We start from the raw sequence: 26,986 nt of genomic DNA, 5'->3' as shown, positions 1-26,986 counted from the left end.
GTTCCGGCTACTCCCGCCCGGTCCCGGAGATCAGCGGGTAGTGGTCGGACAGATCGGTGTAGGTGTACTTCCTGCCCCAACTGGACACCGTCCAGGGCGCGGACGCCGCCTTCACCACCGTGTTCCGCCAGGACGCGGGGCGCGCGTGGCCCGACCGGTGGAGGACGTAGTCGAGGTCCTCGGGGGCGTCGTCGGGGTAGCGGTACCTGGCGATCGAGTTCTGCTTCGTGTCGAAGGAGTACGGGTGGCCCGTGCGCGCGTCGGCGCCCACGAAGCCGGAGTTGCCCAGCATGGCCGCGTACTCCGCGCTCCGCGCGTCCACGTTGAGGTCGCCGGCGAGCATGACCTGCTCATCCGCCGGGATCTTCTTCGCCTTGAGGAAGGCGTCGATCGCACGGAACTGCTTCGCTCTGATGGCCACCGCCTCGCCCTTGCCGCAACCGCTGTCGGTCGACTGGGTGTGCGTGCCGACCAGGTGCGCCTTCCTGCCGCCGACGTTCAGCACGGCGTAGGCGAAGCCCTTGTTGGAGTAACGGTCGGAACCGCACGCCTCCTTGAAGACGAACTGTTCCTTCCGCAGGATCGGCCACTTGCTGAGGACGGTCACGCCGCCGTCCTCCGGCGTGGTGGACGAGTAGCTGCCGCCGGTCGCGTCCCAGCCGCCGGTGCCGCGCCCGACGACGGGCGTCTGGTACGGGTACTGCGTGGCGGCCCCGGCCTGCAGGGTCCGGGAGGAGGCGTTGTCGAACGCCTCGGTGAGGACGACCGCGTCGTGCCCCCGGAAGAAGGGGGCGGCGGCTATCGCCCCGGCCCGGTGCTCCTGGCCCCAGTTCGGGTACAGGTTGGTGCTCATCAGGAAGGTGTTGTAGGTGAGGACCTTCAACGCCGGTGCCGCGCCGTCCACCGCCTGGGCGGGTGCCGGCAGGGCCAGGGCGGCGGCGAGGGTGGCGGAGGCGGTGGCGGCGATGGTGACGGCGGTCCGTCGTGCCGGGGACGTCGTTGTCGGCGGCATCGTGACTGGGGTCTCCCTCGGTCTGCGATCGATCAGGATCGTTTTAGGTGAACGGGGAGACTCTTAGCCGAACCGGTCGCCGCAAGGGTGGATGCGTCCACCAAGTGGACACATCTGCGGCATGAGTGATGGGGTGTCAGCAGCCTGTGGTCCTACTTGACGGTCCAGGTGTGCAGCAGGCGCGCGACCTGTGCGACGTCGACGGCGCCCGAGGCCGCCTCCCGGACGAGTGCGACGGCGTCCTTCGGCCGGTAATCGAGCCGGTATCCGTTGAGGGTGAGGAACGCCTCGCAGGCGTGCCAGGCGAACCGGTCGTTCGAGTGCTCCAGGCACGGCAGCCGCACCAGGGTCACGAGCAGCGCGCCGGCCTGCAGATGCGGGGATCCGTAGACGTCCCGGCCCATCGGCCTCGCGTACATACGGGCGACGGCGGCGAACAAGATCCCGTAGTCGTCGACTTGAGGGTCGCCCGGAAGCAGTTCCGCGGCATGGAGCAGGTAGGGGACGTCGATATGGGGCGGTCGCCGGTCCTCGTTCACGCGGCGCGGCCCTGCTCCTCGAGGGCGGCTCGCGCGCGCTGCTCGGCGACACGCCGCTCCGGGGCCGGATCGGACACACCGGGCTCGGCGGCGAAGACCTCGCCGCTGCGGGCCATCGACTCCTCGAAGGCTGCCAGGAACTTCCTCTCGACGGCCGTGGCACGCTCATAGGCCGCCGAGAGGATGTACTGCTGGAGGCTGACGCCGGCTTCCTTCGCCGCGGTTTCGATGGCCTTGCGTTGTTCCGGGTCACGGAAACGCAGGTTCATGGCTTTGGGGTCAGTCATGGCACCGAAGGTATCTGTGGTACCCCACGTCGGCCATCCCCCGCAGGAGTGATGCCGCGCCCCGGGACTGGACGGCCCGGGCGTCACGCGGGTCGCAGCACCGCCGGGAGGTCGCCCAGCCCCGCCATCGTCCGCTTGTACAGCCACGGCCCGAACGTGATGCGCGTCGCGCCCAGTTCGCCGAGCTCGGCGGGGACGCACTCGCCGCCCCTGCACAGGGCGTTGACCGGCAGGCCCGACGCCTCGGCGATCTCCGCGAGGCGCTCCGGCGGGGCGAAGATCGGGAAGACGCAGTCGGCGCCCGCCGCCGCGTACAGGCGGGCCCGCTCCTGCGCGTCGCCCTCCGGCGCGTCGCGCAGGTAGCTGTCGACGCGGGCGTTGACGAAGAGCGCGTCACCGGCGGCGGCGCGGACGGCGGCGAGGCGGTCGGCCTGCTCGTGGGGGTCCACCAGCCGGCCCGTGCGGCGGTCCGTGTCCTCCAGGTTGCAGCCCACGGCACCGGACTCCAGGATGCGTTCCACCAGTTCGGCGGGCGGGAGGCCGTAGCCGTCCTCCAGGTCGGCCGAGACGGGGACGGGGACCGCGCGCGCGATCCGCGCGACCGCCGCGAACATCTCGTCCGCCGGGACCTCGCCGTCCGCCACGCCCAGGGACATCGCGATGCCCGCGCTCGGCGTGGCCAGCGCCGGGAAGCCGGCGTCGGCGAGGACGCGGGCCGTCCCCGCGTCCCAGGGGCCGGGCAGGATCAGCGGGTCGTCCGGGAGCCGTCCGTGGTGCAGGGCGCGCAGCGTGGCCGTGAAGTCGGTCATGGGACCGCAGCCTAGGGGCCCAACGGACCGCGTGTATGGTCCACTTACATGACGGGATCATGGGCAACTCCGGAGCACCGGCGCGGCCCGGATCTCCACCTCGACCTCGACCCGGCCCCGTGCGGACCGCGCGACGGGCTGCGCGCCCGGCTGATCCGGGCGCTGCGCGACGCCGTGCGCTCGGGGCGGCTGGCCCCCGGCACCCGCCTGCCCTCGTCCCGCGCCCTCGCCGCCGACCTCGGCGTGGCCCGCAACACCGTCGCCGAGGCGTACGGCCAGCTCGTCGCCGAGGGCTGGCTCACCGCCCGCCGGGGCTCGGCGACCCGGGTCGCCCCCAGCCCCGTACCGCCGCGCCCGGCCGCCCGTCCGGCGCGTCCCGTGCCCGCCGAGCGGCCCCGGTACGACCTGCGCACCGGCACGGCGGACGTCGCCACCTTCCCGCGCGCCGCCTGGGCGGCCGCCGCCCGGCGGGCCCTCGCGGCCGCCCCGAACGACGCCTTCGGCTACGGCGACGGCCACGGCCGCCCCGAGCTGCGCGCGGCCCTCGCCGACTACCTGGCGCGGGTCCGCGGCGTGCGGGCGGACCCCGAACGGATCGTCGTCTGCTCGGGTTTCATGCAGGGCGTGGCGCTGCTGGGCCGCGTGCTGCGGCGGCGCGGGGTGCAAGCGGTCGGCGTCGAGGGGCGCGGCTTCTGGGGCCACCACGAGTCCGTGGACCGCGCGGGGCTGCGCGGCGTCCCGCTGCCGGTCGACGCGCTGGGCGCGGACGTCGCGGAGCTGGACCGGCACCCCGGCGTCGGCGCCGTACTCCTCACCCCCGCCCACCAGTTCCCCACCGGCGTCACCCTGCACCCGGACCGCCGCACCGCCGTCGTCGACTGGGCCGTGCGCACCGGCGGGCTGGTCCTGGAGGACGACTACGACGGCGAGTTCCGCTACGACGGACGCAAGGTCGGCGCGCTGCAGAGCCTGGCCCCCGACCACGTCGTCCACTGCGGGACGGTGAGCAAGTCCCTCGCGCCCGGACTGCGGCTGGCCTGGATGGTGCTGCCCGGGGAACTGGCCGGCGAGGTGGCCCGGCTGAAGGCCACGGGGGAGTGGGGCACCGGGGTCCTCGACCAGCTCGCCCTCGCCGAGTTCATCGCCTGCGGGGCGTACGACCGGCACGTGCGCTCCGTCCGGCTGCGCTACCGGCGGCGCCGCGACCGGCTCGTCGCCGCGCTCGCCGAGCGCGCCCCGCACATCGGCGTCGCGGGCATCGCCGCCGGGCTCCACATCGTCCTGCGGCTCCCGCCCGGCACCGAGGAGGCCACCGTCCGGGCCGCCCGCGGGCGCGGCGTGGCCCTGGAGGGCCTCGCCCGCTTCCGGCACCCGCGGGCGGACGCCTTCGCCGCGACCCGGGACGGGATCGGCGACGGGATCGTCGTCGCCTACGGCACCCCGCCCGACCACGCCTTCTCCGCCGCCCTGGAGGCCCTGCTGGAGGCGCTGCCGCCGGAGGGCTGACGGGGGCGGTGTCAGTGCCCCGGTCTATCGTGTCGGCACGTTCGTTGTACGACGGGGGACAGAGAAATGGCAGGCACAAGCAGAAGACTGCGGTCCAGCACGGTGCTGCTCGGCGGGATGGGCGTGCTCGCCACGGCCCTGACGTCCTGCGGGTCCGAGCCGGACAAGCGGTGCGTGGACCCGAAGAGCTATGACGTGACGCGGGGTTATCGCGAGCTGGACGCGAAGGCGTGCAAGGACGGCTCGGGCGGCTCCGGTTCCGGTTCCGGCTCGGGTTCCGGCTCGGGTTCGGCCCGTTGGTACTACGGCGCCGACCGCAAGTCCGGCGGCTACGCCGACAGCGGCACGTTCAGCAAGAGCCAGGCCGTGGACCGGGGCGGCTTCGGCTGCTCCTCCTCCGGCTCCGGCGGCGGGTGACCGGCCGTGCGGCGCCATCGCACCACGCCCCGCCCCGACTGGCAGCGCACCGTCGAGGAGCAGGGGGTCGTCTACCCGCTCACCCGCCACCCCGACGGCGTCCTGCGCCCCTACTGGGACGAGAGCGCCTACTACTCCTTCTCCCTGCCCGAGATCGAGGCCCTGGAGGAGACCGTCGCCGAGCTGCACGGGATGTGCCTGGAGGCGGCGGAGCACATCGTCACGGCCGGCCGCTTCGCGGAACTCGGCATCCGGGACGGGCGACTGGCCGCGCTCGTCGCCGAGTCCTGGCGGCGGCGTGACGAACTCCCGTCGCTGTACGGGCGGTTCGACCTGCGCTACGACGGGAACGGCCCGGCCAAGCTGCTGGAGTACAACGCGGACACGCCCACGTCGCTGGTGGAGGCGGCGAGCGCCCAGTGGTTCTGGATGGAGGACCGCTTCGCCGGCCGCCCCGGGGCCGACCAGTGGAACTCCCTGCACGAGCGGCTCGTCGAGGCGTGGCGGCGGCAGACGCCGCTGCTGCCGCCGGGCGCGCCCGTGCACTTCGCGCACACGGCCGGGGACGAGATCGGCGAGGACCTGATGACCGTCGCCTACCTGCGCGAGACGGCCGCCCAGGCCGGTCTCGACACACGGGCCGTCTCCATGGAGGACATCGGCTGGGACCGGATATCCGGGCGCTTCGTGGACGACCGGTACGGGTTCGTGCGAGCTTGTTTCAAGCTCTACCCGTGGGAGTGGATGACCGAGGACCGCTTCGGGCCGTACGTCCTCGACACGTTGGACAACGGAGGCGGTACGGGGTCCACGCTGTGGATCGAGCCGGCGTGGAAGATGCTGCTGTCCAACAAGGCGCTGCTGGCGGTGCTGTGGGAACTGTTCCCCGGCCATCCGAACCTGCTGCCGTCGTACGCGGACGGTCCGCGGGACCTGGTCTCGTACGTCTCGAAGCCCTTGCTGGGCCGTGAGGGTGCGGGTGTGGTGATCCACCCCGGGGGCGGTCCGCCGCCCGTTCCGCGCGAGGAGCCCTGCTGCTACCAGGAGTTGGCGCCGCTGCCGGAATTCGACGGGAACCGGGTGGTGTTGGGGGCGTGGGTGGTCGACGGGGAGCCGGCGGGGATGGGGATCCGGGAGTCGGTGGGGTTGGTGACGGACGGGTACGCGAGGTTTGTGCCGCACGTGATTTTGTAGTGCCCCGGACCCTGCCCCCAGAGGGGGCACCCCCGCTTTCACCGTTTCTTGCGCGCTCCGCGCGGGGGCAACGCGGCTGCGCCGCGTTCGTCCTTCAAGCGCCGGACGGGCTGATTGTGCGCGCCCGCACTGAACGTCCAGTGCCGGGCGCGAAATCCAGCCCGTCCGGGGGTTGCCCCCTCCGGGGAGTTTGAGGACAGCCGCGCGGAGCGCGGTTGTGGGGGGTCCGGGGCGGAGCCCCGAAGCGGGGTGCAGGGGGCGCAGCCCCCGCCCTACCGCGCGGAGCGCGGTGCCGGGCCCCGGGGCGCAGCCACGGAGGAAACGGTGAAAGGGCGGGGCGGGGAGAAAACCCGCTACCCGGCCAACACCGCCCGCAACTGGTCCAGCCCCCAGTCCAGATCCCCCTTCGAAATCACCAGCGGCGGCGCGATCCGAATCGTCGCCCCATGCGTGTCCTTCACCAGAACCCCCCGCTCCAGCAACCGCTCCGACACCTCCCGCCCACTCCCCACCGCGGGCGCGATGTCGATCCCCGCCCACAACCCCCGCCCCCGTACCGCCTCCACCGCGCCCCCGCCCACCAGCAGGCCCAGTTCCCGGTGCAGGTGCTCGCCCAGCTCCGCCGCGCGCTCCTGGTATTCACCCGTTCTGAGGATCGCGATCACCTCCAGGGCCACCGCGCACGCCAGCGGATTTCCCCCGAACGTGGACCCGTGCTCGCCGGGCCGGAACACCCCGAGCACCTCGCTCGACGCGACGACCGCCGAGACCGGCACCACCCCACCGCCCAGCGCCTTGCCGAGCACGTACACGTCCGGCTCGACGCCCTCGTGCTCGCAGGCGAAGGTGCGTCCCGTGCGGCCCAGTCCGGCCTGGATCTCGTCCGCGATGAAGAGGACGTTCCGCTCGGCGGTCAGCCGCCGGACGCCGGCCAGGTAGCCGGCCGGCGGGACGAGGACGCCCGCCTCGCCCTGGATCGGCTCCAGGAGCACGGCGACCGTGTGCTCGTCGACGGCCGCGGACAGGGCGGCGAGGTCGCCGTAGGGGACGATCTCGAAGCCGGGGGTGTAGGGACCGTAGTCCGCCCGCGCCTCGGGATCGGTGGAGAAGCTGATGATCGTGGTCGTCCGGCCGTGGAAGTTGTTGTCGGCGACGACGATCTTCGCCTTGCCGTCCGGGACGCCCTTGACCCGGTAGCCCCACTTCCGCGCGGTCTTGACGGCGGTCTCGATCGCCTCGGCGCCGGTGTTCATCGGCAGCACCATGTCCTTGCCGCACAACGCCGCGAGCTCGGCGCAGAACTCGGCGAACCGGTCGTGGTGGAAGGCGCGGGACGTGAGGGTCACCCGCTCCAGCTGGGCCTTGGCCGCGTCGATCAGACGCCGGTTGCCGTGGCCGAAATTGAGCGCCGAGTAGCCGGCGAGCAGGTCGAGGTAGCGGCGGCCCTCGACGTCGGTCATCCACGCGCCCTCGGCGCTCGCGATCACGACGGGCAGGGGGTGGTAGTTGTGCGCGCTGTGGGCCTCGGCGGCGGCGATGTCGCGTTCGGTGGCCGGCGTCATTGACGGCATGCGGGTCAACGTGCTCTCCGTTCGGGTCGGGCCGTTCGGGGCGGGGCATTCCGCTTCGCGGCGGGGCATGCTGCTGTCGTCTTTCTAACACCCGCGCCCGCACCGCAGGACCGAGTCGGGCGTCCGTACCTGAGAGAATGTGTGCATGGCCCTTGATCGCTCGCGCGTGCTCTCCGGAATCCAGCCCACTGCCGGGTCGTTCCACCTCGGCAACTACCTCGGCGCCGTCCGCCAGTGGGTGGCCCTGCAGGAGTCCCACGATGCCTTCTACATGGTCGTCGACCTGCACGCGATCACGGTTCCGCAGGACCCGGCCGAACTGCGCGCCAACACCCGGCTCGCCGCGGCCCAGCTGCTCGCGGCAGGCCTGGACCCCGACCGCTGCACGCTGTTCGTCCAGAGCCACGTTCCCGAGCACGCCCAGCTCGGCTGGGTGATGAACTGCCTGACCGGCTTCGGCGAGGCGTCGCGCATGACGCAGTTCAAGGACAAGTCGGCCAGGCAGGGCGCCGACCGGACCACGGTCGGCCTGTTCACGTACCCGGTCCTCCAGGTCGCCGACATCCTGCTGTACCAGGCGAACGCCGTCCCCGTCGGCGAGGACCAGCGCCAGCACATCGAGCTCACCCGGGACCTCGCCGAGCGCTTCAACGGCCGCTACGGCGACACCTTCACCGTCCCGGCGCCGTACATCCTCAAGGAGACGGCGAAGATCTACGACCTCCAGGACCCGGCGGTCAAGATGAGCAAGTCGGCCTCGACGCCGAAGGGTCTGATCAACCTGCTCGACGAGCCCAAGGTCTCCGCGAAGAAGATCAAGAGCGCCGTCACCGACACCGACACCGTGATCCGCTTCGACGCCGAGAAGAAGCCGGGCGTCAGCAACCTGCTCACGATCTACTCCACGCTCACCGGCACGGGAATCGCGGAACTGGAGCAGAAGTACGAGGGCAAGGGCTACGGTGCGCTCAAGACCGACCTCGCCGAGGTGATGGTGGAGTGGGTGACGCCGTTCCGTGCCCGTACGCAGGAGTACCTGGACGACCCGGAGACGCTGGACGCCGTGCTGGCCAAGGGCGCGGAGAAGGCGCGCGCCGTGGCCGCCGAGACCCTGGCCCGGGCGTACGAGAAGGTGGGCTTCCTGCCCGCCAAGCACTGACCGGCAAGCACACCACGAAGCACACCGACACGGGCGGGCACCGCTGAGAAGTCCGTCACACCTGGCAGTGGACGCGGCGCAGCCGCCACACTGACCACGGGGACCTACAGGCGCGCAGGAGGGAGAACTCGATGGGGACCGTAACGCTCGGCGTTTCGATCGCGATCCCGGAGCCGTACGGCAGCTTCCTCCAGAAGCGCCGCGAGGGCTTCGGCGATCCGCACGCCCACGGCATCCCCACGCACGTGACCCTGCTGCCGCCCACCGAGGTGGACGCCTCGTCACTGCCCGTGATCGAGGAGCACCTCGCCGAGGTCGCCGCGCTCGGGCGCCCGTTCCCGATGCGCCTGTCGGGCACGGGCACCTTCCGGCCGCTGTCGCCGGTGGTCTTCGTCAACGTGGTGGAGGGTTCCGCCGCCTGTTCGTGGCTCCAGAAGCGGATCCGGGACGCGGCGGGGCCGCTCGCCCGCGAGCTCCAGTTCCCGTACCACCCGCACGTCACCGTCGCCCACGGCATCCCCGAGGAGGCCATGGACCGGGCCTTCGAGGAGCTCGCGGACTACGAGGCGGCCTGGACCAGCGCCGGCTTCGCGCTCTACGAGCAGGGCGCCGACGGCGTCTGGCGGCTGGACCGCGAGTACCCCTTCGGGACGGAAGCGAGGGCGGACGTGGGGACGGAAGCGGGGACGGACGCGGAGGTGGACGCCCAGGACCCTCGCCAGGCCGCGTTGCCCCGGCAGACCGGGGTCTCGCGGCCGCCCGCGACCTCCCGCTGAACCCTCCCCGGTCCGGGTACCGGTCCGGTGACCGGCCCGTGGACCCGCCCCCTCCGGGGTACTGAGTTCCTCGGGGGGACAACCCCCGGACCCCCGGCCGGGACCACAGGTCCACGGACTGAGCCGGATCCGCGGAGCGAGGTCGATCCGGGGTAGACGTGGATCATGGACTGGTTGACCCGGCTGCCCGTGCTCGGCCCCGTGGCGGCGCGGTTGCGGCGCACCCACGCGTGGCACGCCTACGAGACCCTGGAACGGGTGAAGTGGGCCCGGCTGTCCGCCGCGATCACCTTCACCAGCTTCGTCGCCCTCTTCCCCCTGCTCACCGTCGGCGCCGCCGTCACCGCCGCCGTCCTCGGCCCCTCGAAGGTGCGCGATCTGGAGGGGAAGCTCGCCGAGCAGGTGCCCGGCATCTCCAAGTCCCTCGACCTCGGCGCCCTGGTGGACAACGCGGGCACGGTCGGCGTCGTCGCCGGGGCCCTGCTGCTGTTCACCGGCGTCGGCTGGGTCGGCTCCCTGCGCGAGTGCCTGCGCGCCGTGTGGGAGCTGGAGGAGAGCCCCGGCAACCCCTTCCTGCTGCGGCTGCGGGACGCGGGCGTGCTGCTGGGCCTGGGCGCGGTGGCGCTGCTCTCCTTCGGCTGCTCGGGCTTCGCGTCCGCCGCGGTGGGCTGGGCCGCGGGCCGGGCCGGGCTGCCGTCCGGCGGGGCGGGCGGCGCGCTGCTGCCGGCCGCGGGCTTCTGCGCCGCCGTCCTCGCCGACGTCCTGCTGCTGTGCTACCTCCTGACCCGGCTGCCCCGCGTCCAGCCCCACCCGCGCACCCTGCTGACCGCCGCGCTGATCGGCGCGGTCGGGCTGGAGGTGCTCAAGCTGGTGATCGGCGGCTATCTGAGCGGGGTGGCGGCCAAGAGCATGTACGGGGCGTTCGGCACGCCCGTCGCCCTGCTGCTGTGGATCAACTTCACCGCGAAACTGCTGCTGTTCTGTGCCGCGTGGACCGCCACCGCGCGGCACGACGCCTCCGCCGACCTGCTCAGGGCCCAGCCTGCTCAGAAGGGCTGAGCCTGCTTGGAGCTGTTGCCTGCTCAGGGCATGTCCGATGGCTCTTGACGCCGCTGCCTCGCCGGAACGGATGCTCCCTGTGAGGCAGTCGGCAGCTCACAAAGCCCGCCGCGTGACACGGGCGGCTCGCCCGGCGGCAGTCCAGGAGCCATCGGACACGCCCAGGAGGCTGTGCCTGCTCAGGGCCGGGGCGGACGCCTGAGCGGCCACCGGCGGTGCACCACGTACGCGGCCCCGGCCAGGACCACGAGCGAACCGCCGGTGATCCCGACGGCCGTCCACAGCCCGCCGCCGCCCGAGGCGCCGGAGTCGGCGACCGACGCCTGCGCCTTGTCGCCCGCCTTGCCGCCGGACTTCCCCGCGTCCTTGCCGCCCGCGGCGCTCCGCGGGGGCACCAGCACCCCGACCGGCTTGACGTGCCCGACCGCCTCGAAACCCCAGTCCAGCAGGGCAGCGGACTCCTTGTAGACCTCGTTGGGCTCCTTGGTCTCCGGGTTCATCACGGTCACCAGGAGCTTGCGGTCGCCGTGCTGGGCCACGCCCGTGAAGGTGTTCCCGGCGTTGGTCGTCGAGCCGTTCTTCACCCCCGCGATGCCCTTGTAGAAGGGCAGGCCCTGGCCGGTCAGCAGCCGGTTGGTGTTCTGGATGCCGAAGGTCTCGCGCTTCTTGCCCTTCTTCTCCTCGCCGGGGAACTGCGCGGTGGCGGTCGCGCAGTACTCCCGGAAGTCCGCCTTCTGCAGCCCGGAGCGGGCGAAGAGGGTCAGGTCGTAGGCGCTGGAGACCTGGCCGTCCGCGTCGTAGCCGTCCGGGGTGACCACGTGCGTGTCATCGGCCTGGAGTTCCTCGGCGTGCGCCTGCATGTCCCGGACGGTCTGCTCCACGCCGCCGTTCATCGCGGACAGCACGTGGACGGCGTCGTTGCCCGAGCGAAGGAAGACCCCCAGCCACAGGTCGTGCACGGAGTACGTCGACTCCTCCTTGAGCCCCACCTGGCTGCTGCCCTCGCCCATGCCCTCCAGGTCCGAGGGGACGACCTTGTGCTGCGTCGTCCTGGGGAACTTCGGCAGCACCGTGTCCGCGAAGAGCATCTTCAGCGTGGACGCCGGCGCGAGGCGCCAGTGCGCGTTCTTCGCCGCCAGCACCTCGCCGGACTCGGCGTCCGCGACCAGCCAGGCGTCGCCGCTGAGGCCCTTCGGCAGCGCCGGCGCCCCGGCCTCGGGCCGCACCTGCACGCCCGGCCTGCCCAGCAGTTCGCCGCCGACCTCGGACATCTTCGCCGGGGGCTGCTTGGGCGGCTTGGCCTTGTTGTCGGAGGGACTCTTGCCCGGTGAAGGTGACGTCTGTGAGGGCGAACTCTGCGAGGGCGAAGGGGAGTGCGTGGCCGGCGGGGAGGCCGGGGCGGCCAGTGCGGGCGAGACGGCCGCCAGGGGGAGCAGCAGCGAGGCCGAGGCGGCCACGAGGGCGGCGCCGCGCCGCCGGACTGTCTGTGATGTCGTCTTCGGCACGCCGGTGAACGTACCCCTCCGCCGTGGCTCCGGGGCCGTGCCGGCGGCGCGCTCCCCCGCCGAGGACCCGATAGGACCAGTGCCGGTGCCGGATCGCATACTGAAACCCATGGTGAATCCCTCCGGGTCGTCGGCCCCTCGCACCCCTGCTGTCCTCTCCCGCCCCGTGTCCTGGTTCCTGCTCGCCTTCGGCGTCTGGAGCTGGTTCATCTGGATCACTTTCGCAAAGAATCTCTGGAACGACGGGAGTGGGCTCGCCTTCGACGACGCGGGTGAGCCGACCGCGTACTTCTGGGTCCACTTGGCGCTCGCGATTACCTCTTTCCTTCTGGGGACGGCCGTCGGCCTCATCGGGTTGCGTGGAGTCAGGGCGTTGCGGCGCACTTCATAGCGCTTCCCCGCCCCGCTCCGGCGGCAGCCCGCCCGACCCGGATGGCCGCCGATCACTTGGCCGATTCCCCGGACGCACGCGCGTTCGTGTGTTTAGGTGAGGCGCGTCACTGGAAAAGGGGGCGCGGTCATGCGTGGGATCCGGAGACGACGGGGACGGGCCCGGGGCGGGGCGTTCAGCACGTTCCTCGTGGTGTCGGTGCTGGGGCTGGGCGGTTGTTCGCTCGTCGCCTCCGACGACGGGGACGACGAGGCGATCACGGTGGGGACGACCGACACGGTCACCACCCTCGATCCGGCGGGCGCGTACGACGCCGGATCATGGGCCCTGTTCGGCAACCTCTACCAGTCCCTGCTCACCTTCGCCCCCGGCGCCGACGCCCCGGTGCCGGACGCGGCCCGCGACTGCCGCTTCACGAGCGAGGAACTGCGCGTCTACACCTGCCGGCTGCGCGAGGGGCTGAAGTTCGCCAACGGCCACGACCTGACGGCCCGTGACGTCAAGTTCTCCTTCGACCGGATCCTGCGCATCCGGTCCGACCAGGGGCCGGGTCCCCTGCTCTCCACCCTGAAGTCGGTCGAGACCGGCGGCACCGGCACGGTGACCTTCAAGCTGCGCTCGCCGGACGCCACTTTCCCGTTCAAGATAGCCACCGGCGCGGGCGCGATCGTGGACAGCACCCTCTACCCGGCGGACCGGCTGCGCCCCCGGGACGCGGCGGACGGCTCCGGCCCGTACCGGCTCAAGTCCTACGCGGCGGGCGCGACGGCGGAGCTGACGCCCAACGGCCGTTACCGCGGCGCGGTCAAGAAGCCCGGACACCCCGTCACCGTGAACTACTTCGCCGACCCCGCGAAGATGGCGGTGGCCTGGAAGAAACGCTCCGTCGACGTCGTCTCGCGCCAGCTGCCGCCCGCGGACACCGCGAAGCTCTCGCTGGGACCCGGTGAGGAGAAGGACTTCCAGGTCACCGAGAACTCCTCCGCGAACACCCGCTTCCTGGTCTTCAACCTGCGCGACGGCTCCCCGGTGAAGCAGACCGCCGTCCGGCGCGCCGTCGCCGCCGCCCTCGACCGCGAGGTCCTCACCCGCGACGTCCACCGGCGCACGGTCGAGCCGCTCTACTCGCTGATCCCGCAGGGGGTTTCGGGCCACACCACGTCCTTCTACGACCGCTACCCCCGGCCGGACGCGGACGCGGCGCGCCGCCTGCTGACCTCCGCCGGGGTCGCGCCCCCGGTCCGCTTCCGCGTCGCCTACTCCAAGGGCGCGGCGACGCGCGAGGAAGCGGCCATGATGAAGCGGCAGTTGGAGGCGACGGGGCTGTTCCGCGTCGACACGACCTACGTGGAGTGGAAGAAGTTCCAGGAGGGCTACGCGCGCGGCGCCTACGACGCGTTCTGCCTGAGCTGGATCGCCGACTTCCCGGACGCCGACACCTTCACGAGCCCGCTGCTGGGCCCCGCCAGCGCCCTGCACTCCGGCTATGCCGACGACCGCGTCACGAAGCTCATCCGCCGGGCCCAGCTCAGCAGCCGCCGCGACCGCGCGACGGAGACGTACCGCGCCATTCAGAAGATCGTCGCGGAGGACGTGCCGCTGGTGCCGCTGTGGCAGAAGAAGGAGTACGTGGTCAGCAAGGACAGCATCTCCGGGGCGCAGTACCTGTCGGACGGGACGGGGCTGTGGCGGCTGTGGAGGCTGGGACGGATATGAGGCGGGCGTGAGGCGGACGTAAGGCGGGCCGGGGCGAGAGGGGCAGGGCTGCGGTCACGACACGCCGTGTTCGCGGCCGCAGCCCTATCCCTCTGGCGTGTCAGACGTGCAGTTCCGGGGGGAAGCCCGTCCAGCGGAGCTCCTTCGGCAGGTGCCGTACGTCGTTGTGGACGAGCAGGGACGCCGGGCGGTCCGGGGCGTAGCGGATCACCGTCAGGGCCGCGTTGCCCTGGTTGAGCATCAGCCAGCGCCAGTCGGGGGCGTCGAGGGCGGCGCGGGTGAGCCAGCCGACGAGGAAGTTGTGGGTGATGACGAGCTCGTGGCGGTCCTCGGGGCCGTCCACCGGGCCGGTGAAGCGCTTGAGCGCCCGCCGGGCTTGTAGCGGGCCCTTCTCGCGGGCCTCGGCGGGGAAGCGGGCGATGTAGGCGAGCAGAAAGTCGGCGTGCTCGGCGGGGAGTTCGGCGCGGCAGGGGACGTACGGAATGCCGTCGCCGGCCTCCTCCGCCGTCTCCGTCGGTACGCCGCCGAGCTGCTCGGCGACCAGCCGGGCGGTCTCGGCGGCCCTGCCGAGCGGGCTGTGGTGGACCACAGGGAAGGGGACCGGGCGCAGGCGCTCGCCGAGGAGGGCGGCCTGGCGCCGGCCGTTCTCCGTCAGGGCCGAGCCGTCCTGCGTGGCCTCGCCGTGGCGGGCGAGGTAGAGGTAGCGGGTGGAGCGCGGGGGCATGGGCGGAGCTCCTGGTTCGTCGGAGACTGTGGACCCGGGGACGCGGGGGAGGGCTCGTCCGGTTTCGGAGTACCACGCCCTACGCCGTTTTGACAGGGATTTGAGACTCCCCTTGATCTCCTTTGGCCGGGGGTGTGAGGTCGGGGTGTCGCCCCGTTGTTACGGGCGATTCCTCTGATCGAGCAAGAAAGCGGTACGTATCGTGTCCCTCACCCCTGAGACCGAAGAGGCCGTGCGCACAGTCGTCCGGGACCTCCAGGACGCCTTCAACGCCAAGGACGCGGACGCCCTGGGGGCGGTCTACTCCAAGGACGCCACGTGGACCAACGCCATGGGTGCCCGCGCCGACGGCCGGGAGGCCATCGCCGAGGCGGCGCGGAGGGTCTTCCCGGTGCTGGCCGACCAGTTCGCCCGGTACGAGGTCGTCCGGATGCTCCCCATCCGGGACGACGTCATCGCCGTCACCGTGCACCAGGAGCCGGTGACGCGGGACGGGGAGCCGGCGGGTGGCCCCAAGGGCGCGCCGCTGTACGTGATTTCGCGCGAGGAGGACGGCTGGAAGATCTCCGCCGGCTCGAACATGGCCGTCAATTCCTGATAACTGTTGATCGAGTCTGTCCGTTCGGGCACGATGCGGTGCATGCCCCGGAATGCGCCTCCTGTCGAAGCCCTGATCGTCGTCGATATGCAGTCCGCGTTCGTCGGCGGAGCGGAGGCGGTGCCGTCCGCCGCCGAACTGCTGGTCGCCGTCGGTTCGTTGCTCGACCGCGCGCGGACGGCCGGGGCGTTCGTCGTCCACCTGCAGAACGACGGCGAGCCGGGCACGTCGGACGAACCCGGCACGCCCGGCTGGCCGCTGCACCTGCCCGTCGTGCCGGGCCCCCGGGAGGTCGTGCGCCGCAAGACGGTGGACGACGGGTTCGAGGAGACGGACCTGGAGGAACTGCTGAGGGACGCGGGGGTCGGTTCGCTGGCCGTCTGCGGCGTGATGTCGGAGATGTGCGTCCTGGCCACCGCCCGCGCGGCCCTCGAACGCGAGTTCCGCACGGTGTTGCCGCACGACGCGCACGCGACGTACGACATACCGGCGGCGCCGGGCATCGCGGACGAGGTGCCGGCCGCGATGGCGTCGCGGGTGGCGGAGTGGGCGCTGGGGGATGAGATCGAGATCGTGGCGCGGGCGAGGGACGTTACGTTCGCCGAGCCGTCGGCGGGAGGGCGGTGAGGAATGCGTGCCAGGTGGGGGTGGTGAAGTGGAGGGGGGTGGCGCGTCTGTTCTTGCTGTCCCGTATGTGGACACCATTGGGGGCGTTGTCGGATATTTCGACGCAGTTGGTGGAGTTGCCACCGCTGTACGTTGACTTGCGCCATACGGCGCCGTTCAAGGCTTGCATTCGCTGAATTCCTTAATGGTCCGCTCCAGGAGGGCAATTGACTCGTCCGGAGGCAGAGCGACGGCGTGTACGTGATCGTATCGACGGGAATGCCGGAGCACGGATTCCTTGTCCCGTACGAGCGTCTCGATGAGGTCTCCTTCGAGATAGGTCATATCAGGACCATGTTCGAAGGACAGCAGCGTCAAAGCGCCGCCCATGGAGGCATGGCAGCCGACCGTGAAGGGCAGGACCTGCACCTCGATGTTCGGTGCCTGGGTCGACTCCACGATGCGCGTCAACTGTTCGCGCATGGTGCTCGGCCCACCGACCGGGCGGCGTAGTGCGACTTCGTCCAGCACGACCCAGAACAAAGGGGGGTCCGGTTTCGTGAGCAGGCTCTGGCGGGCGAGCCTCCGCTCCACCTGCGCCTCGATTCCCGCCGGTGTGCACCACGGTTGGCTGACTCGCAGGAGTTCACGCGCGTACGCGGCGGTCTGCAGCAGCCCTGGGAAGAATTGCCCCATGTAGCAGTGAATGGCCACGGCCTTGGTCTCACGGTCGATGTACTGTTGCATCCAGCCCTTGAGGGGCACGCGCTCCACGTGCTCCCACAGCTCGTGAAGTTCTCCACCCGCCTCCAGCACCGCGTCCAACCGCTTGGACACGTCCTCGGCCGGAACCTCGTTCCCGAGTTCGATCTGGGCGATCCGCCCATGGGACAGGTGAACCATCTCGCCGAGCTGCCGCTGCGTCCACCCCATCCGCCGGCGCCGCTTGCGCACCCTCGACCCGTACAAGGCGGCGAGTGACGCGGACGGGTCAAGTTCCTTCGCTGCGGGCACAGTTGCCCCCGTTTTCTCGATCCGGCCCCGAAAACAAAAACCCTGGTGAGCGTAGCGTCACGGCCCGATGCTGGGGGCCGGAAACGGAGGTACCCGCTCATGTCCAAGAGCCCCCAGCAACGCAGCCTCGCCCTGCTCCGGGAGACGTCCGCCCGCCTGGCGGTCGAGTTGCACGACGCGTTCCGAGCGCACGGCTTCGCGGTCACGATCGCGCCGGAGTCGCCAGTGCACGGCGAAGCGTACGTATCGGTCCTCGACCCGCTACGGGAGGAGGAGGCGCGCCTGGTCGCCGCCGCGCTGCGCGCGTACCGCGCGGTGCGCCGCGAGTCGCTGAGCCAGGGCGTGGCCGCCGCCAACGCGCGGAGCCGGCGGGGTGGTCTGGCGTGAACGAGCCGCCCACGCAGACACCTTGCGCCGAGTGCCGGCGCATCAAGGCGGAGTACTACCGGGCGTGGCGGGCGGGTGACCGCGACGCCGCCGAGGCGTTGTGCGTCGCCATGGGGCGCCACCAGCGCATGGCTCACTGAGGCGGCTGCGCCTCAAGGCATCGTTGTGGGGCGGGGAAGGCGGGCGGTTTACGTGGCGGGTGCTCCGCCGTCCGCCCGCTTCGTCGTTGCGGGCGCCCAAAAGCGGCGGGCTGGGTGGGAGGGGGCGGGGCCCGGCGATCGGCGGACGCCGCCGTGGTTGCAGTTGCGGGCGATTTGGATGTGCGGCGTTCGCGATGTCGACAGGTTCCAGAGCCAAATTGCCCGCAACTGCAGGTTGAACGACCACATGGGTATCTGTCTGCGCGGGTGTCACTGCCGTTACTGGTCGTGCCGGGGCCGCTGACCCTCCCAGCCAGCCCGCCGCCTTTCGGCGCCCGCAACGACGATACGGGCGGACGGCGGAGCACCCGCCACGTAAACCGCCCACCGCTGCCGCCCCACCCCCGATCGCCAGCGCTTGCTTGACTTCGAGTGCGCTCCAACTCCTAGCGTCTTGGGGGTACGGAAACCGCAGTGCTCTCTGGAGGCCCCGCATGACCACCCTTCCCACCCGTCACCTCGGCGACCTCGTCGTCGGCGCGCAGGGCCTCGGCTGCATGGGCATGAGCCACGGTTACGGCACGTCGGACGACGAGCAGTCGATCGCGACGATCCACCGCGCGCTGGACCTGGGCGTCACGCTCCTCGACAGCTCCGACTTCTACGGGCAGGGCCACAACGAGGAGCTCGTCGGACGGGCCCTCGCCGACCCGGCCCGCCGGGAACAGGCCGTCGTGGCCACCAAGTTCGGCTTCGCCAACAAGCTCGGCGAGCCGACGCGGATACGTGGTGACGCGGCGTACGTCCGGCAGGCGGCCGAGGCGTCCCTGCGCCGGCTCGGGCTCGACCACATCGATCTGTACTACGTGCACCGGATCGACCGGAACGTGCCCATCGAGGAGACCGTGGGCGCGATGGCCGAGCTGGTGAAGGAGGGCAAGGTGCGTCACCTGGGGCTCTCCGAGGCGGGTGCGGAGACGATACGGCGGGCGCATGCCGTCCACCCGATCGCCGCGCTGCAGAGCGAGTGGTCGCTGTGGACGCGGGACATCGAGGCGGAGGTTCTGCCGGTCTGCCGCGAACTGGGCATCGGCGTCGTCCCGTTCTCCCCGCTCGGGCGCGGCTTCCTCACCGGCCGCTACACGACGCTGGACGGCCTGCCGGAGACGGATCTGCGCCGTACGCAGCCGCGCTTCGCCGACGGCAACCTGGAGCGGAACCTGGCGATCGTGGAGCGGCTGGAGGCGCTGGCCGCCGGGCGCGGTGTCACGGCGGGGCAGCTGGCGCTGGCCTGGATCCAGCACCGGGGGACGGATGTCGTGCCGATCCCGGGGACGCGGCGCGAGAAGTATCTGGAGGAGAACGTGGGTGCGGCGACGCTGACGTTGTCCGGGGAGGAGCTGGCTGCGATGGATGCGGTGGCGGGGGAGGTTGTGGGGCAGCGGTATGACGGGGCGTCGTTGGCGTTCGTCAACGGGTGAGGGGGGTGGGGGATTTGCCCCCGGCCCGCCCTTTCACCGTTTCTTCCGGGGCTGCGCCCCTGCGCCCTCACCGGGGCTGCGCCCCGGGCCCGGTGCACGGCTCCGCCTCGCGGTGGTGCGGGGGCTGTGCCCCCTGCACCCCTGCTGGGGCTCCGCCCCTGGCCCCCGCTTCGGGGCTCCGCCCCGGGCCCCGCAACGCGGCTTCGCCGCGTTGGTCCTCAAGCGCCGGACAGGCTGAGTTCGCGGCTCCGCCGCTCGTCCTCAAGCGCCGGACGGGCTGAAGCGCGCGCCCGGGGCCGAAGCGCGCGCCCGGGACCGAAGTTGCGCGCCCGGGGCTGGACTGCGCGCCCGGGCCGGATATCCAGGACGGGCGCGCAATCCAGCCCGTCCGGCGATTGAGGACAGCGCCCGAAGGGCGCTTCGGGGGTTCAGGGGCGAAGCCCCGGTGGGGGTTCAGGGCACAGCCCCAAGCGGGAGCCCAGGGACGCAGCCCCGAGAGGGGGACCAGGGGGCGGAGCCCCTGGCGGGGTGCAGGGGCGGAGCCCCGCCCACCCGCGCGCGGCGCGGCCCCCGGCCTCTGCCCACCCGCGCGCGGCGCGGCCCCCGGCCCCGGCCCCCGCCCGGCGGGTTCCGAAGGGGCGCAGCCCCTGCGGAAACGGTGAAAGGGCGGGGTGGGGTCAAAACCCCCGGCGCAGCGCCACCGCCGTCACCGCCAGCGCCACGGCCACCACCCCCGCCCCCGCCCAGCCCAGCACCGTGACGTCCGCCCCGACGTCCAGCAGCTGCGAACCGCCCCACGAACCCGCCGCGTTGCCGAGGTTGAAGGCCGAGGTGTTGGCCGCGACGGCCAGGGCCGAGCCGCCGCCCGCGGCGCCGAGCACCCACGTCTGGAGCGGCGGCACCAGCGCGCCGGAGGCGAAGCCGATCAGCAGGATCGCGACGGGCACGGCGGGGCGGACGTGGGCGACCGCGCCGGTCAGGGCGAGCGCGCCCGCGAGGAGGAGCAGCATCGTGACCAGAGCGCCGCGCAGCGTACGGTCGGCCAGCCGTCCGCCGACCGCGTTCCCCGCGAAGCCGCCGAGGCCGAAGACGAACAGCATCACCGTCGTCGCGGTCGCGCCGAAGCCGGCGGCCTGGCGCAGCAGCGGCGCGACGAAGCTGTAGAGCAGGAACCAGCCCGCCTGGGAGACGGTGGTGACGGCCAGGGCGCAGAGCACTTGAGGGCGTTTGAGAGCACCGCGCGCCGACCCGCCCGCCTCCCGGGCGACCGAGCCGGGCACCAGGGCGAGGACGGCCAGGAAGCCCACCGCCGCCGCCCCCGTCACACACCAGAACGTCGCCCGCCAGCCCCACTGCTGACCGATCGCGGTGCCGATCGGCCCGCCCAGGACGGTGGCCAGGCCGAGTCCCCCCGAGACCCAGGCGATGGCCGAGGCCCGGCGCCCGGGCGGCGCCAGGCGGACGGCGATCACGACGCAGATCGCGGCGAACGTGCTGTGCGTCAGGGCGCCCAGCGTCCGCGCGGCCAGGAGCAGGGGGAACGACGGGGCGAGGGCGCCCAGGACGTTGGCGGCGGCGAAGACCGCGAGCAGGCCCAGGGCCAGCCGCTTCGGGGCCACCCGTGTGGTGAGGACGGTGACGACCGGGCCGCCGACGGCGACCGTGACCGCGTACGCGCTGAGCAGCTGCCCGGTACTCGCGACGGATACGCGCAGGTCCCGCGAGACGTCGAGCAGCAGCCCGATCAGGGCGAACTCGGCCGAGCAGAGCGCGAAGACGGACAGCGCGAGCGCGGCGAGGGCGGCCACCGGCACGGTGGCACCGAGGCTTCGCGGGATGGTGGATGAGGTGGATGGGGTAGATGAGGTGGGTGAGGTGGATGAGACGGGCAACGGTTTGCTTCCCTCCTCGAGTGATCGAGATAAGTCGAAGCGTTGTATGTCGTTTCGACACATCGGGGAGCTTAGGCTTAGGCTGTCTGTTCATGTCAAGCCTTTTGGATCTTGCCGTTCTCGGGTTCCTCCACGAAGAACCCCTGCACGGCTACGAGTTGCGCACCCGCATCGCCCGGCTGACCGGACACGTCAAGGCGATCAGCCACGGCACGCTCTACCCGGCGATCAAGCGCATGGAGGGCGCCGGGCTGCTCGTCCGGGAGGCGCAGCAGGGCGCGGCGGCCGCGCCGCGGCACGTGCTCAGCCTGACCGACGCGGGCCGGCGGGAGTTCCTGGAGCGGCTGCGCCGGCCGGCCGAGCCGTTCGTCACCGACGAGAACCGCTGGTTCGTACTGCTCGCCTTCCTCCGCCACCTGCCCGACCGGCACGCGCAGGCCGAAGTGCTGCGCAGGCGCCTGGCGTTCCTCGGCGAGCCGAGCAGCTTCTTCTACGACGGCGACCGTCCGCTGTCCGTCGACGACGTGGACGACCCGTTCCGCCGCGGCGTGCTCACCATCGCCCGGGCGACGTCGAAGGCCGAACTGGCGTGGCTGGAGGAGACGATCGCCGAGTTGGGGTGACAACGCACGAGGGCCCCGCTCCGTGAGTGGAGCGGGGCCCTCGGCGTGATGAACGGTGCGTCAGAAGCGTCGCGTGATCAGCGCGCGCTTGACCTCCTGGATCGCCTTCGTCACCTCGATGCCGCGCGGGCAGGCATCGGTGCAGTTGAAGGTGGTGCGGCAGCGCCAGACGCCGTCCTTGTCGTTGAGGATCTCCAGGCGCTGCTCACCCGCCTCGTCGCGCGAGTCGAAGATGAAGCGGTGCGCGTTGACGATCGCCGCCGGGCCGAAGTACTGGCCGTCGTTCCAGAAGACGGGGCAGGACGAGGTGCAGGCCGCGCAGAGGATGCACTTCGTCGTGTCGTCGAAGCGCTCGCGGTCCTCGGCGGACTGCAGGCGCTCGCGTGTCGGCTCGTTGCCCTTGGTGATCAGGAAGGGCATCACGTCGCGGTACGCCTGGAAGAAGGGCTCCATGTCGACCACGAGGTCCTTGAGGACCGTGAGGCCCTTGATGGGCTCGACGGTGATCGGCTTGGCCGGGTTGATGTCCTTGATCAGGGTCTTGCAGGCCAGGCGGTTGCGCCCGTTGATGCGCATGGCGTCCGAGCCGCAGATGCCATGGGCGCAGGAGCGGCGGAAGGTCAGCGTGCCGTCCAGGTCCCACTTGATCTTGTGGAGACCGTCGAGCACACGCTCCTTCGGGTCGATCTCGACCTCGAAGTCCTGCCAGGTCGCCTCGGCCGAGACCTCGGGGTTGAAGCGGCGGATGCGGAAGGTGACCGTGATGTAGGGGGAGGACGCAGCCTCCGCCTCCACCTTGTCGAGAGTCGCGGTGCTCATCAGTACTTACGCTCCATGGGCTGGTAGCGGGTCTGCACGACCGGCTTGTAGTCGAGGCGGATCGAGTCCTTGCCGTCCGCGTCGACCTCGCGGTACGCCATGGTGTGGCGCATGAAGTTGACGTCGTCGCGGGTCGGGTAGTCCTCGCGGTAGTGACCGCCGCGGGACTCCTTGCGCGCCAGCGCGGACACGGCCATGACCTCGGCCAGGTCGAGCAGGTTGCCCAGCTCGATGGCCTCCAGCAGGTCGGTGTTGAAGCGCTTGCCCTTGTCCTGGACGGAAACGTTCTTGTACCGCGCGCGGAGCTCGGCGATCTTCTCGACGGCCGTCTTGATGGTCTGCTCGGTGCGGAAGACCATGACGTTGGCGTCCATGGTCTCCTGGAGCTCGCGGCGCAGCTCGGCCACCCGCTCCTTGCCGGTGGACTCGCGCAGCTTCTCGACCTGGTCGACGACGAGCTGGGCCGGGTTCTCCGGCAGCTCGACGTAGTCGGCCTTGGCGGAGTACTCCGCGGCGGCGATGCCCGCGCGGCGGCCGAACACGTTGATGTCCAGCAGCGAGTTGGTGCCCAGGCGGTTGGCGCCGTGGACGGAGACGCAGGCGACCTCGCCGGCGGCGTACAGGCCCGGGACGACGGTGTCGTTGTCGGCCAGCACCTCGCCCTCGACGTTGGTCGGGATGCCGCCCATCGCGTAGTGCGCGGTCGGCTGGATCGGGATCGGGTCCGTGTAGGGCTCGATGCCGAGGTAGGTGCGCGCGAACTCGGTGATGTCCGGCAGCTTGGCGTCCAGCTGCTCCGGCGGCAGGTGGGTGAGGTCCAGGTAGACGTGGTCGCCCTCGGGACCGCAGCCGCGGCCCTCGCGGATCTCCGTGTAGATGGAGCGCGAGACGACGTCACGCGACGCGAGGTCCTTCATGACCGGCGCGTACTTCTCCATGAAGCGCTCGCCGTCCTTGTTGCGGAGGATGCCGCCCTCACCGCGGGCGCCCTCCGTCAGCAGGATGCCCATGCGCCAGATGCCGGTCGGGTGGAACTGGAAGAACTCCATGTCCTCCAGCGGCAGTCCGCGCCGGTAGCAGGCGGCCTGGCCGTCACCGGTCAGCGTGTGGGCGTTGGAGGTCACCTTGAAGAACTTGCCGGTGCCGCCGGAGGCGTAGATGACCGACTTCGCCTGGAAGACGTGGATCTCGCCGGTGGCCAGCTCGTAGGCGACCACACCGGCGGACTTCTTGACGCCGTCCACCTCGGTGATCAGCTGGTCGAGGACGTAGAACTCGTTGAAGAACTCCACGCCCTCCTTGACGCAGTTCTGGTACAGCGTCTGGAGGATCATGTGGCCGGTGCGGTCCGCGGCGTAGCAGGACCGGCGGACCGGGGCCTCGCCGTGGTTGCGCGAGTGACCGCCGAAGCGGCGCTGGTCGATGGTGCCGTCCGGGGTGCGGTTGAACGGCAGGCCCATCTTCTCCAGGTCGAGGACCGCGTCGATGGCCTCCTTCGCCAGGATCTCGGCGGCGTCCTGGTCGACCAGGTAGTCACCGCCCTTGACCGTGTCGAAGGTGTGCCACTCCCAGTTGTCCTCCTCGACGTTGGCGAGGGCGGCGGCCATGCCGCCCTGCGCGGCGCCGGTGTGGGAGCGGGTGGGGTACAGCTTGGTCAGCACGGCGGTGCGGCTGCGCTTCGTCGCCTCGATGGCCGCGCGCATGCCGGCGCCGCCGGCGCCGACGATGACGGTGTCGTACTTGTGGATCTTCATGGTCGCGTCAGCCCCGGGCTCTAGCGGATGTTCGGGTCGAAGGTGAAGATCACCAGCGTGCCCAGCAGGACGGTGAACACCGTGGCGGTGTACAGCAGCATCTTCAGCCAGAAGCGGGTGGTGTCCCGCTCCGCGTAGTCGTTGATGACCGTGCGCAGGCCGTTGGCGCCGTGCAGCATGGCGAGCCACAGCATGATCAGGTCCCATGCCTGCCAGAACGGCGAGGCCCAGCGGCCGGCGACGAAGGCGAAGCCGACCTTGGTGACGCCGCCGTCCAGGACCAGCTGGATCAGCAGGTGGCCCAGGACGAGGACCACGAGGACGATGCCGGACAGCCGCATGAAGAGCCAGCCGTACAGCTCGAAGTTGGTGCGCGTCGCCTTCGGCGTCTTCTTGGTGCGCTTGCGGGGCGCCTCGATGACCGGGGCCGGGTGGTCGACGTCGTAGAGCGAGACGTCGTCGAGCTCGGCGGCGGGGGTGGTTTCAGCGGACATGTCTGGCGTCAGCTCCCGAACAGGGTGTTCAGCGTGTGCTGGAGCACGGGGTAGAAGGCACCGGCCATGAGTACGACCCAGACGCCGACGACGGTCCACAGCATCTGCTTCTGGTACCGCGGACCCTTGGACCAGAAGTCCACCGCGATGACGCGCAGGCCGTTGAGCGCGTGGAAGAGGATGGCGGCCACGAGGCCGTACTCCATCACGTTGACGACGGGTGTCTTGTACGTCGCGACGACCTCGTCGTACGCCTCCGGGGAGACGCGGACGAGAGCGGTGTCGAGGACGTGCACGAACAGGAAGAAGAAAATGAGGACGCCGGTGACTCGGTGAGCCACCCAGGACCACATGCCTTCCCGGCCGCGGTACAGCGTTCCAGCCGGCACGGAAAACCCTCCGGGAGCGGGGATCGGGGGCTGCCGCCAGCTTCTACCCAAGGAAGACTGCACTGTCGGTCGGGCCCGGCCGGGTACGGTCCACCGGCCCTGGCCATCGTAGCGACGCCTTGTCGGTTCGGTCGCGCGGGGTGTGGCAGGTGTGATCAAACAGGCATGTACGGGTCGGTGCTGCGGGACATGTGCCGCATGGTGTAGCGGTGATGGCCGGATGGCCCCTGTTGAGATACCGGAAATTCACTCATAAGAGGCATGTTTCGGGCGTGCATTCGATGGGCGTGGTGGCAGAAAGGGCTACCTTCCTCGTTATTGGGAGGTTTTGCTCCATGGGTCTGTCTCTCCGTGTCACCCGCGCCGCCCTGCTCAGGGCCTCGGCCGTCGTCGTCGCCCTCGTCGTCGCCGGGGTCGCCCCCGGCTGCTCCCACGACGGGCCCGGATCCGCCCCCGCCCGCAGCGCCGGGGACGACGACCGCTCCGGCCAGGCGTCGGCGCCCGCGTCCTCCCCGTCCTCCGTGGCGCCGGTCACCGGCCCGCCACGGGTGATCCCCGCGGTGCGCTCCTTCACCGCCCGCGCCGGACCCGGCTGGCGTCCGGCGTCCGGCGCCCGGGTCGTCGCCGACCCCCGCGGACCGCTCGCCGACGAGGCGCGCCTCCTCGCCGGCGAGCTCGGGCTCACCGCCGCCGCCGGGCCCGCCCGCGCCGGCGACGTCGAGCTGGCGCTCCGCCCGGGCGAGGCGGGCGGCCCCGAGGGCTACCGGGTGGCCACCCGGTCCGGGAAGGTGCTGGTCACCGCGTCCGCCGAGGCCGGTGCCTTCTACGGCACCCGCACCGTCCGCCAGGCCGTCCGCTCCGCCGGCGGGCTCCCCGAGGGGGACATCGAGGACGCCCCCGACCGCGCCCAGCGCGGACTGCACCTGGACACCGCCCGCAAGCACTTCGACGCCGCCTGGATCGAGGCCCGGCTGCGCGAGCTGGCCGATCTCAAGCTCAACCAGCTCGCCCTGCACTTCTCCGACGACCAGGGCTTCCGCATCCAGAGCGACACCCACCCCGAGATCGTCTCCCCGCAGCACCTCACCAAGGCCGAGGTCCGCCGGATCGTCGCGCTCGCCGGCTCGCTGCACGTCACCGTCGTCCCCGAGCTCGACTCGCCCGGCCACCTGGGCGCCGTCCTCAAGGCCCACCCCGGCCTCCAGCTGCGCGACGCCGCCGGTACGAGCGCCCGGGGCGCCGTCGACATCGCGGCGCCGGACGCGGCGCGCGTCGTGGACGACCTGATGCGGGAGTTCGCCCCGCTCTTCCCCGGCCCGTACTGGCACCTCGGCGCCGACGAGTACCGCGCGCTGATGGCCCGCGACCCGCAGAGCTCGTACCCGCGGCTCGGCCGGCTCGCCCAGGAGCGCTACGGTCCCCAGGGCCGCGTCCAGGACCTGGCGACCGCCTGGCTCAACGACCGCGCCGCCGTCGCGCGCTCCCTCGGCAAGACGCCCAAGGCCTGGAACGACGGCTTCTTCCGCGGCGGCCTGGTCGCCCCCGACCCCGGCATCGAGGTCGAGTACTGGACCGGCCGCGAGCTGGGCGCCCGCGACCCGCAGGAATACCTGAACGAGGGACGCACGGTCGTCAACCTCAACGACCGCTACCTCTACTACGTGCTCGGCGAGCCGAACGAGTTCCGCTACCCCACGGGAGAACTCATCTACAAGGAGTGGTCGCCCGCCGTGCTGCGCGGCACCACCGCCGTCGCCGCCGGAACGGCGGGGCCCGGCAGGGTGCCCGGCGGCCGGTTCGCCGTGTGGTGCGACCACGCCGACGCCCAGACGCCGGAGCAGGTCGCAAACGGAATCCGGCTGCCGCTCGCCGCGACCTCCCAGCGGCTGTGGGACCCGCGCCCGCCGCAGCTGTCCTGGCCGGACTTCACCGCCCTGCACGCGCGGGTGCGCAGCAACTGAACACCCTTACGGCGCCCGGCCAATGACCCACATAACGGGACGGCCCGGGCGGTCGTCGCCACGCGTCACCAAAGCGGGCTAGCCTCCGGGGTTGAACCATGCGCGGCGCCCGGTCGTTGTCCAAACGGAAGGTACAGAGACCGGTACGCGGCGCAGCTGTCCA

At 71.6% G+C, this 26,986-nt stretch carries 29 protein-coding genes; 15 read left to right on the top strand and 14 right to left on the bottom strand.

Annotated elements, in window-relative coordinates:
• Positions 1 to 7: 7 nt before the first annotated feature.
• The 4 genes from sph to I5Q34_RS16940 all read right to left on the bottom strand — a co-directional run bounded on the left by sph (position 8) and on the right by I5Q34_RS16940 (position 2,647).
• Complete coding sequence (gene sph, locus I5Q34_RS16955) at positions 8 to 1,012, bottom strand: sphingomyelin phosphodiesterase (RefSeq protein ID WP_199893129.1); 1,005 nt, start codon at positions 1,010 to 1,012, stop codon at positions 8 to 10.
• Between the two features lie 152 nt (positions 1,013 to 1,164).
• Positions 1,165 to 1,551, bottom strand: a complete 387-nt coding sequence (locus tag I5Q34_RS16950; RefSeq protein ID WP_277965533.1) for a fic family toxin-antitoxin system, toxin component — start codon at positions 1,549 to 1,551, stop codon at positions 1,165 to 1,167.
• Positions 1,548 to 1,838: a DUF1778 domain-containing protein gene (locus tag I5Q34_RS16945; protein WP_234429048.1), complete on the bottom strand. Its 291-nt coding sequence runs from the start codon at positions 1,836 to 1,838 to the stop codon at positions 1,548 to 1,550. Before I5Q34_RS16945 ends, I5Q34_RS16950 begins: the two co-directional genes overlap by 4 nt.
• An 83-nt stretch (positions 1,839 to 1,921) precedes the next feature.
• On the bottom strand, positions 1,922 to 2,647 hold the full coding sequence (locus I5Q34_RS16940) for an isocitrate lyase/phosphoenolpyruvate mutase family protein (RefSeq protein ID WP_199893128.1): 726 nt from the start codon (positions 2,645 to 2,647) through the stop codon (positions 1,922 to 1,924).
• A 48-nt stretch (positions 2,648 to 2,695) separates the two neighbouring features.
• Here I5Q34_RS16940 and I5Q34_RS16935 point away from each other — a divergent pair, with 48 nt between their 5' ends.
• The 3 genes from I5Q34_RS16935 to I5Q34_RS16925 all read left to right on the top strand — a co-directional run bounded on the left by I5Q34_RS16935 (position 2,696) and on the right by I5Q34_RS16925 (position 5,764).
• Complete coding sequence (locus I5Q34_RS16935; protein WP_199893127.1) at positions 2,696 to 4,153, top strand: PLP-dependent aminotransferase family protein; 1,458 nt, start codon at positions 2,696 to 2,698, stop codon at positions 4,151 to 4,153.
• A gap of 66 nt (positions 4,154 to 4,219) precedes the next feature.
• The gene (locus I5Q34_RS16930) at positions 4,220 to 4,570 is read left to right on the top strand and encodes a hypothetical protein (RefSeq protein ID WP_199893126.1); all 351 of its coding nucleotides are present in this window, start codon (positions 4,220 to 4,222) and stop codon (positions 4,568 to 4,570) included.
• Between the two features lie 6 nt (positions 4,571 to 4,576).
• A complete protein-coding gene (locus I5Q34_RS16925; RefSeq protein WP_199893125.1) occupies positions 4,577 to 5,764 on the top strand; it encodes a glutathionylspermidine synthase family protein in 1,188 nt (395 codons plus the stop codon).
• A 353-nt stretch (positions 5,765 to 6,117) separates the two neighbouring features.
• Here I5Q34_RS16925 and rocD read toward each other — a convergent pair whose 3' ends face one another.
• A complete protein-coding gene (gene rocD, locus I5Q34_RS16920; protein ID WP_374193026.1) occupies positions 6,118 to 7,335 on the bottom strand; it encodes an ornithine--oxo-acid transaminase in 1,218 nt (405 codons plus the stop codon).
• 145 nt (positions 7,336 to 7,480) lie between these two features.
• Here rocD and trpS point away from each other — a divergent pair, with 145 nt between their 5' ends.
• From trpS to I5Q34_RS16905, 3 genes are all read left to right on the top strand, one after another.
• On the top strand, positions 7,481 to 8,494 hold the full coding sequence (trpS, locus tag I5Q34_RS16915) for a tryptophan--tRNA ligase (RefSeq protein ID WP_199893124.1): 1,014 nt from the start codon (positions 7,481 to 7,483) through the stop codon (positions 8,492 to 8,494).
• Positions 8,495 to 8,625: 131 nt separating this feature from the next.
• The gene (locus I5Q34_RS16910) at positions 8,626 to 9,270 is read left to right on the top strand and encodes a 2'-5' RNA ligase family protein (RefSeq protein ID WP_199893123.1); all 645 of its coding nucleotides are present in this window, start codon (positions 8,626 to 8,628) and stop codon (positions 9,268 to 9,270) included.
• 165 nt (positions 9,271 to 9,435) lie between these two features.
• Positions 9,436 to 10,329, top strand: coding sequence for a YihY/virulence factor BrkB family protein (locus I5Q34_RS16905; RefSeq protein WP_199893122.1), 894 nt, complete (start codon positions 9,436 to 9,438; stop codon positions 10,327 to 10,329).
• Between the two features lie 179 nt (positions 10,330 to 10,508).
• Here the strand turns inward: I5Q34_RS16905 and I5Q34_RS16900 are convergent, their stop codons facing one another.
• Positions 10,509 to 11,933: a D-alanyl-D-alanine carboxypeptidase gene (locus I5Q34_RS16900; protein WP_347343471.1), complete on the bottom strand. Its 1,425-nt coding sequence runs from the start codon at positions 11,931 to 11,933 to the stop codon at positions 10,509 to 10,511.
• A 10-nt stretch (positions 11,934 to 11,943) separates the two neighbouring features.
• Between I5Q34_RS16900 and I5Q34_RS34740 the strand changes: the two genes are divergently transcribed.
• Complete coding sequence (locus I5Q34_RS34740; RefSeq protein WP_234429046.1) at positions 11,944 to 12,225, top strand: SCO4848 family membrane protein; 282 nt, start codon at positions 11,944 to 11,946, stop codon at positions 12,223 to 12,225.
• 129 nt (positions 12,226 to 12,354) lie between these two features.
• On the top strand, positions 12,355 to 13,941 hold the full coding sequence (locus I5Q34_RS16895; protein WP_199893121.1) for an ABC transporter substrate-binding protein: 1,587 nt from the start codon (positions 12,355 to 12,357) through the stop codon (positions 13,939 to 13,941).
• A gap of 100 nt (positions 13,942 to 14,041) precedes the next feature.
• Here the strand turns inward: I5Q34_RS16895 and I5Q34_RS16890 are convergent, their stop codons facing one another.
• The gene (locus tag I5Q34_RS16890; protein WP_199893120.1) at positions 14,042 to 14,665 is read right to left on the bottom strand and encodes a histidine phosphatase family protein; all 624 of its coding nucleotides are present in this window, start codon (positions 14,663 to 14,665) and stop codon (positions 14,042 to 14,044) included.
• A 202-nt stretch (positions 14,666 to 14,867) separates the two neighbouring features.
• On the opposite strand from I5Q34_RS16890, the gene I5Q34_RS16885 reads away from it, so the two are divergent.
• Together I5Q34_RS16885 and I5Q34_RS16880 are read left to right on the top strand one after the other, a co-directional pair.
• Entirely contained in the window at positions 14,868 to 15,263 is a 396-nt protein-coding gene (locus tag I5Q34_RS16885; RefSeq protein WP_277965534.1) for an SgcJ/EcaC family oxidoreductase, read from the top strand.
• A 42-nt stretch (positions 15,264 to 15,305) separates the two neighbouring features.
• Positions 15,306 to 15,890: an isochorismatase family protein gene (locus I5Q34_RS16880; protein WP_199893119.1), complete on the top strand. Its 585-nt coding sequence runs from the start codon at positions 15,306 to 15,308 to the stop codon at positions 15,888 to 15,890.
• On the opposite strand, the gene I5Q34_RS16875 is transcribed toward I5Q34_RS16880, so the two are convergent.
• Positions 15,856 to 16,059 carry a DUF397 domain-containing protein gene (locus tag I5Q34_RS16875; protein ID WP_199893118.1) on the bottom strand — a complete coding sequence of 68 codons (204 nt, stop codon included), beginning with the start codon at positions 16,057 to 16,059 and terminating at the stop codon, positions 15,856 to 15,858. The genes I5Q34_RS16880 and I5Q34_RS16875 overlap by 35 nt on opposite strands.
• Complete coding sequence (locus I5Q34_RS16870; protein WP_277965535.1) at positions 16,047 to 16,823, bottom strand: helix-turn-helix transcriptional regulator; 777 nt, start codon at positions 16,821 to 16,823, stop codon at positions 16,047 to 16,049. The genes I5Q34_RS16875 and I5Q34_RS16870 overlap by 13 nt, the downstream gene beginning before the upstream one ends.
• A gap of 159 nt (positions 16,824 to 16,982) precedes the next feature.
• Here I5Q34_RS16870 and I5Q34_RS16865 point away from each other — a divergent pair, with 159 nt between their 5' ends.
• From I5Q34_RS16865 to I5Q34_RS16855, 3 genes are all read left to right on the top strand, one after another.
• Complete coding sequence (locus I5Q34_RS16865; protein WP_199893116.1) at positions 16,983 to 17,270, top strand: hypothetical protein; 288 nt, start codon at positions 16,983 to 16,985, stop codon at positions 17,268 to 17,270.
• A complete protein-coding gene (locus I5Q34_RS16860) occupies positions 17,267 to 17,410 on the top strand; it encodes a hypothetical protein (RefSeq protein ID WP_199893115.1) in 144 nt (47 codons plus the stop codon). The genes I5Q34_RS16865 and I5Q34_RS16860 overlap by 4 nt, the downstream gene beginning before the upstream one ends.
• Before the next feature lie 494 nt (positions 17,411 to 17,904).
• Complete coding sequence (locus I5Q34_RS16855; RefSeq protein ID WP_199893114.1) at positions 17,905 to 18,891, top strand: aldo/keto reductase; 987 nt, start codon at positions 17,905 to 17,907, stop codon at positions 18,889 to 18,891.
• Positions 18,892 to 19,568: 677 nt separating this feature from the next.
• On the opposite strand, the gene I5Q34_RS16850 is transcribed toward I5Q34_RS16855, so the two are convergent.
• Complete coding sequence (locus I5Q34_RS16850; RefSeq protein WP_199893113.1) at positions 19,569 to 20,705, bottom strand: MFS transporter; 1,137 nt, start codon at positions 20,703 to 20,705, stop codon at positions 19,569 to 19,571.
• 170 nt (positions 20,706 to 20,875) lie between these two features.
• Between I5Q34_RS16850 and I5Q34_RS16845 the strand changes: the two genes are divergently transcribed.
• Complete coding sequence (locus I5Q34_RS16845) at positions 20,876 to 21,406, top strand: PadR family transcriptional regulator (RefSeq protein ID WP_199893112.1); 531 nt, start codon at positions 20,876 to 20,878, stop codon at positions 21,404 to 21,406.
• 60 nt (positions 21,407 to 21,466) lie between these two features.
• Here the strand turns inward: I5Q34_RS16845 and I5Q34_RS16840 are convergent, their stop codons facing one another.
• The 4 genes from I5Q34_RS16840 to sdhC are packed head-to-tail and all read right to left on the bottom strand — an operon-like array spanning position 21,467 to position 24,862.
• Entirely contained in the window at positions 21,467 to 22,225 is a 759-nt protein-coding gene (locus I5Q34_RS16840; protein ID WP_199893111.1) for a succinate dehydrogenase iron-sulfur subunit, read from the bottom strand.
• Positions 22,225 to 23,979, bottom strand: coding sequence for a succinate dehydrogenase flavoprotein subunit (gene sdhA, locus I5Q34_RS16835; RefSeq protein ID WP_199893110.1), 1,755 nt, complete (start codon positions 23,977 to 23,979; stop codon positions 22,225 to 22,227). The genes I5Q34_RS16840 and sdhA overlap by 1 nt, the downstream gene beginning before the upstream one ends.
• A 20-nt stretch (positions 23,980 to 23,999) precedes the next feature.
• On the bottom strand, positions 24,000 to 24,473 hold the full coding sequence (locus I5Q34_RS16830) for a succinate dehydrogenase hydrophobic membrane anchor subunit (RefSeq protein WP_199893109.1): 474 nt from the start codon (positions 24,471 to 24,473) through the stop codon (positions 24,000 to 24,002).
• Between the two features lie 8 nt (positions 24,474 to 24,481).
• Positions 24,482 to 24,862 carry a succinate dehydrogenase, cytochrome b556 subunit gene (gene sdhC, locus I5Q34_RS16825; RefSeq protein ID WP_199893108.1) on the bottom strand — a complete coding sequence of 127 codons (381 nt, stop codon included), beginning with the start codon at positions 24,860 to 24,862 and terminating at the stop codon, positions 24,482 to 24,484.
• A gap of 335 nt (positions 24,863 to 25,197) precedes the next feature.
• Between sdhC and I5Q34_RS16820 the strand changes: the two genes are divergently transcribed.
• Positions 25,198 to 26,823 (top strand): glycoside hydrolase family 20 protein, encoded by a 1,626-nt coding sequence (locus tag I5Q34_RS16820; RefSeq protein WP_199893107.1) that lies wholly within the window; start codon positions 25,198 to 25,200, stop codon positions 26,821 to 26,823.
• Positions 26,824 to 26,986 lie beyond the last annotated feature (163 nt).

The sequence above is a fragment of the Streptomyces sp. AV19 genome (genome assembly GCF_015999245.1).
Classification (GTDB): Bacteria; Actinomycetota; Actinomycetes; order Streptomycetales; family Streptomycetaceae; genus Streptomyces.
The sequence above is the reverse complement of the archived record's forward strand: the minus strand, read 5'-3'. Positions and strand labels throughout refer to the sequence as shown.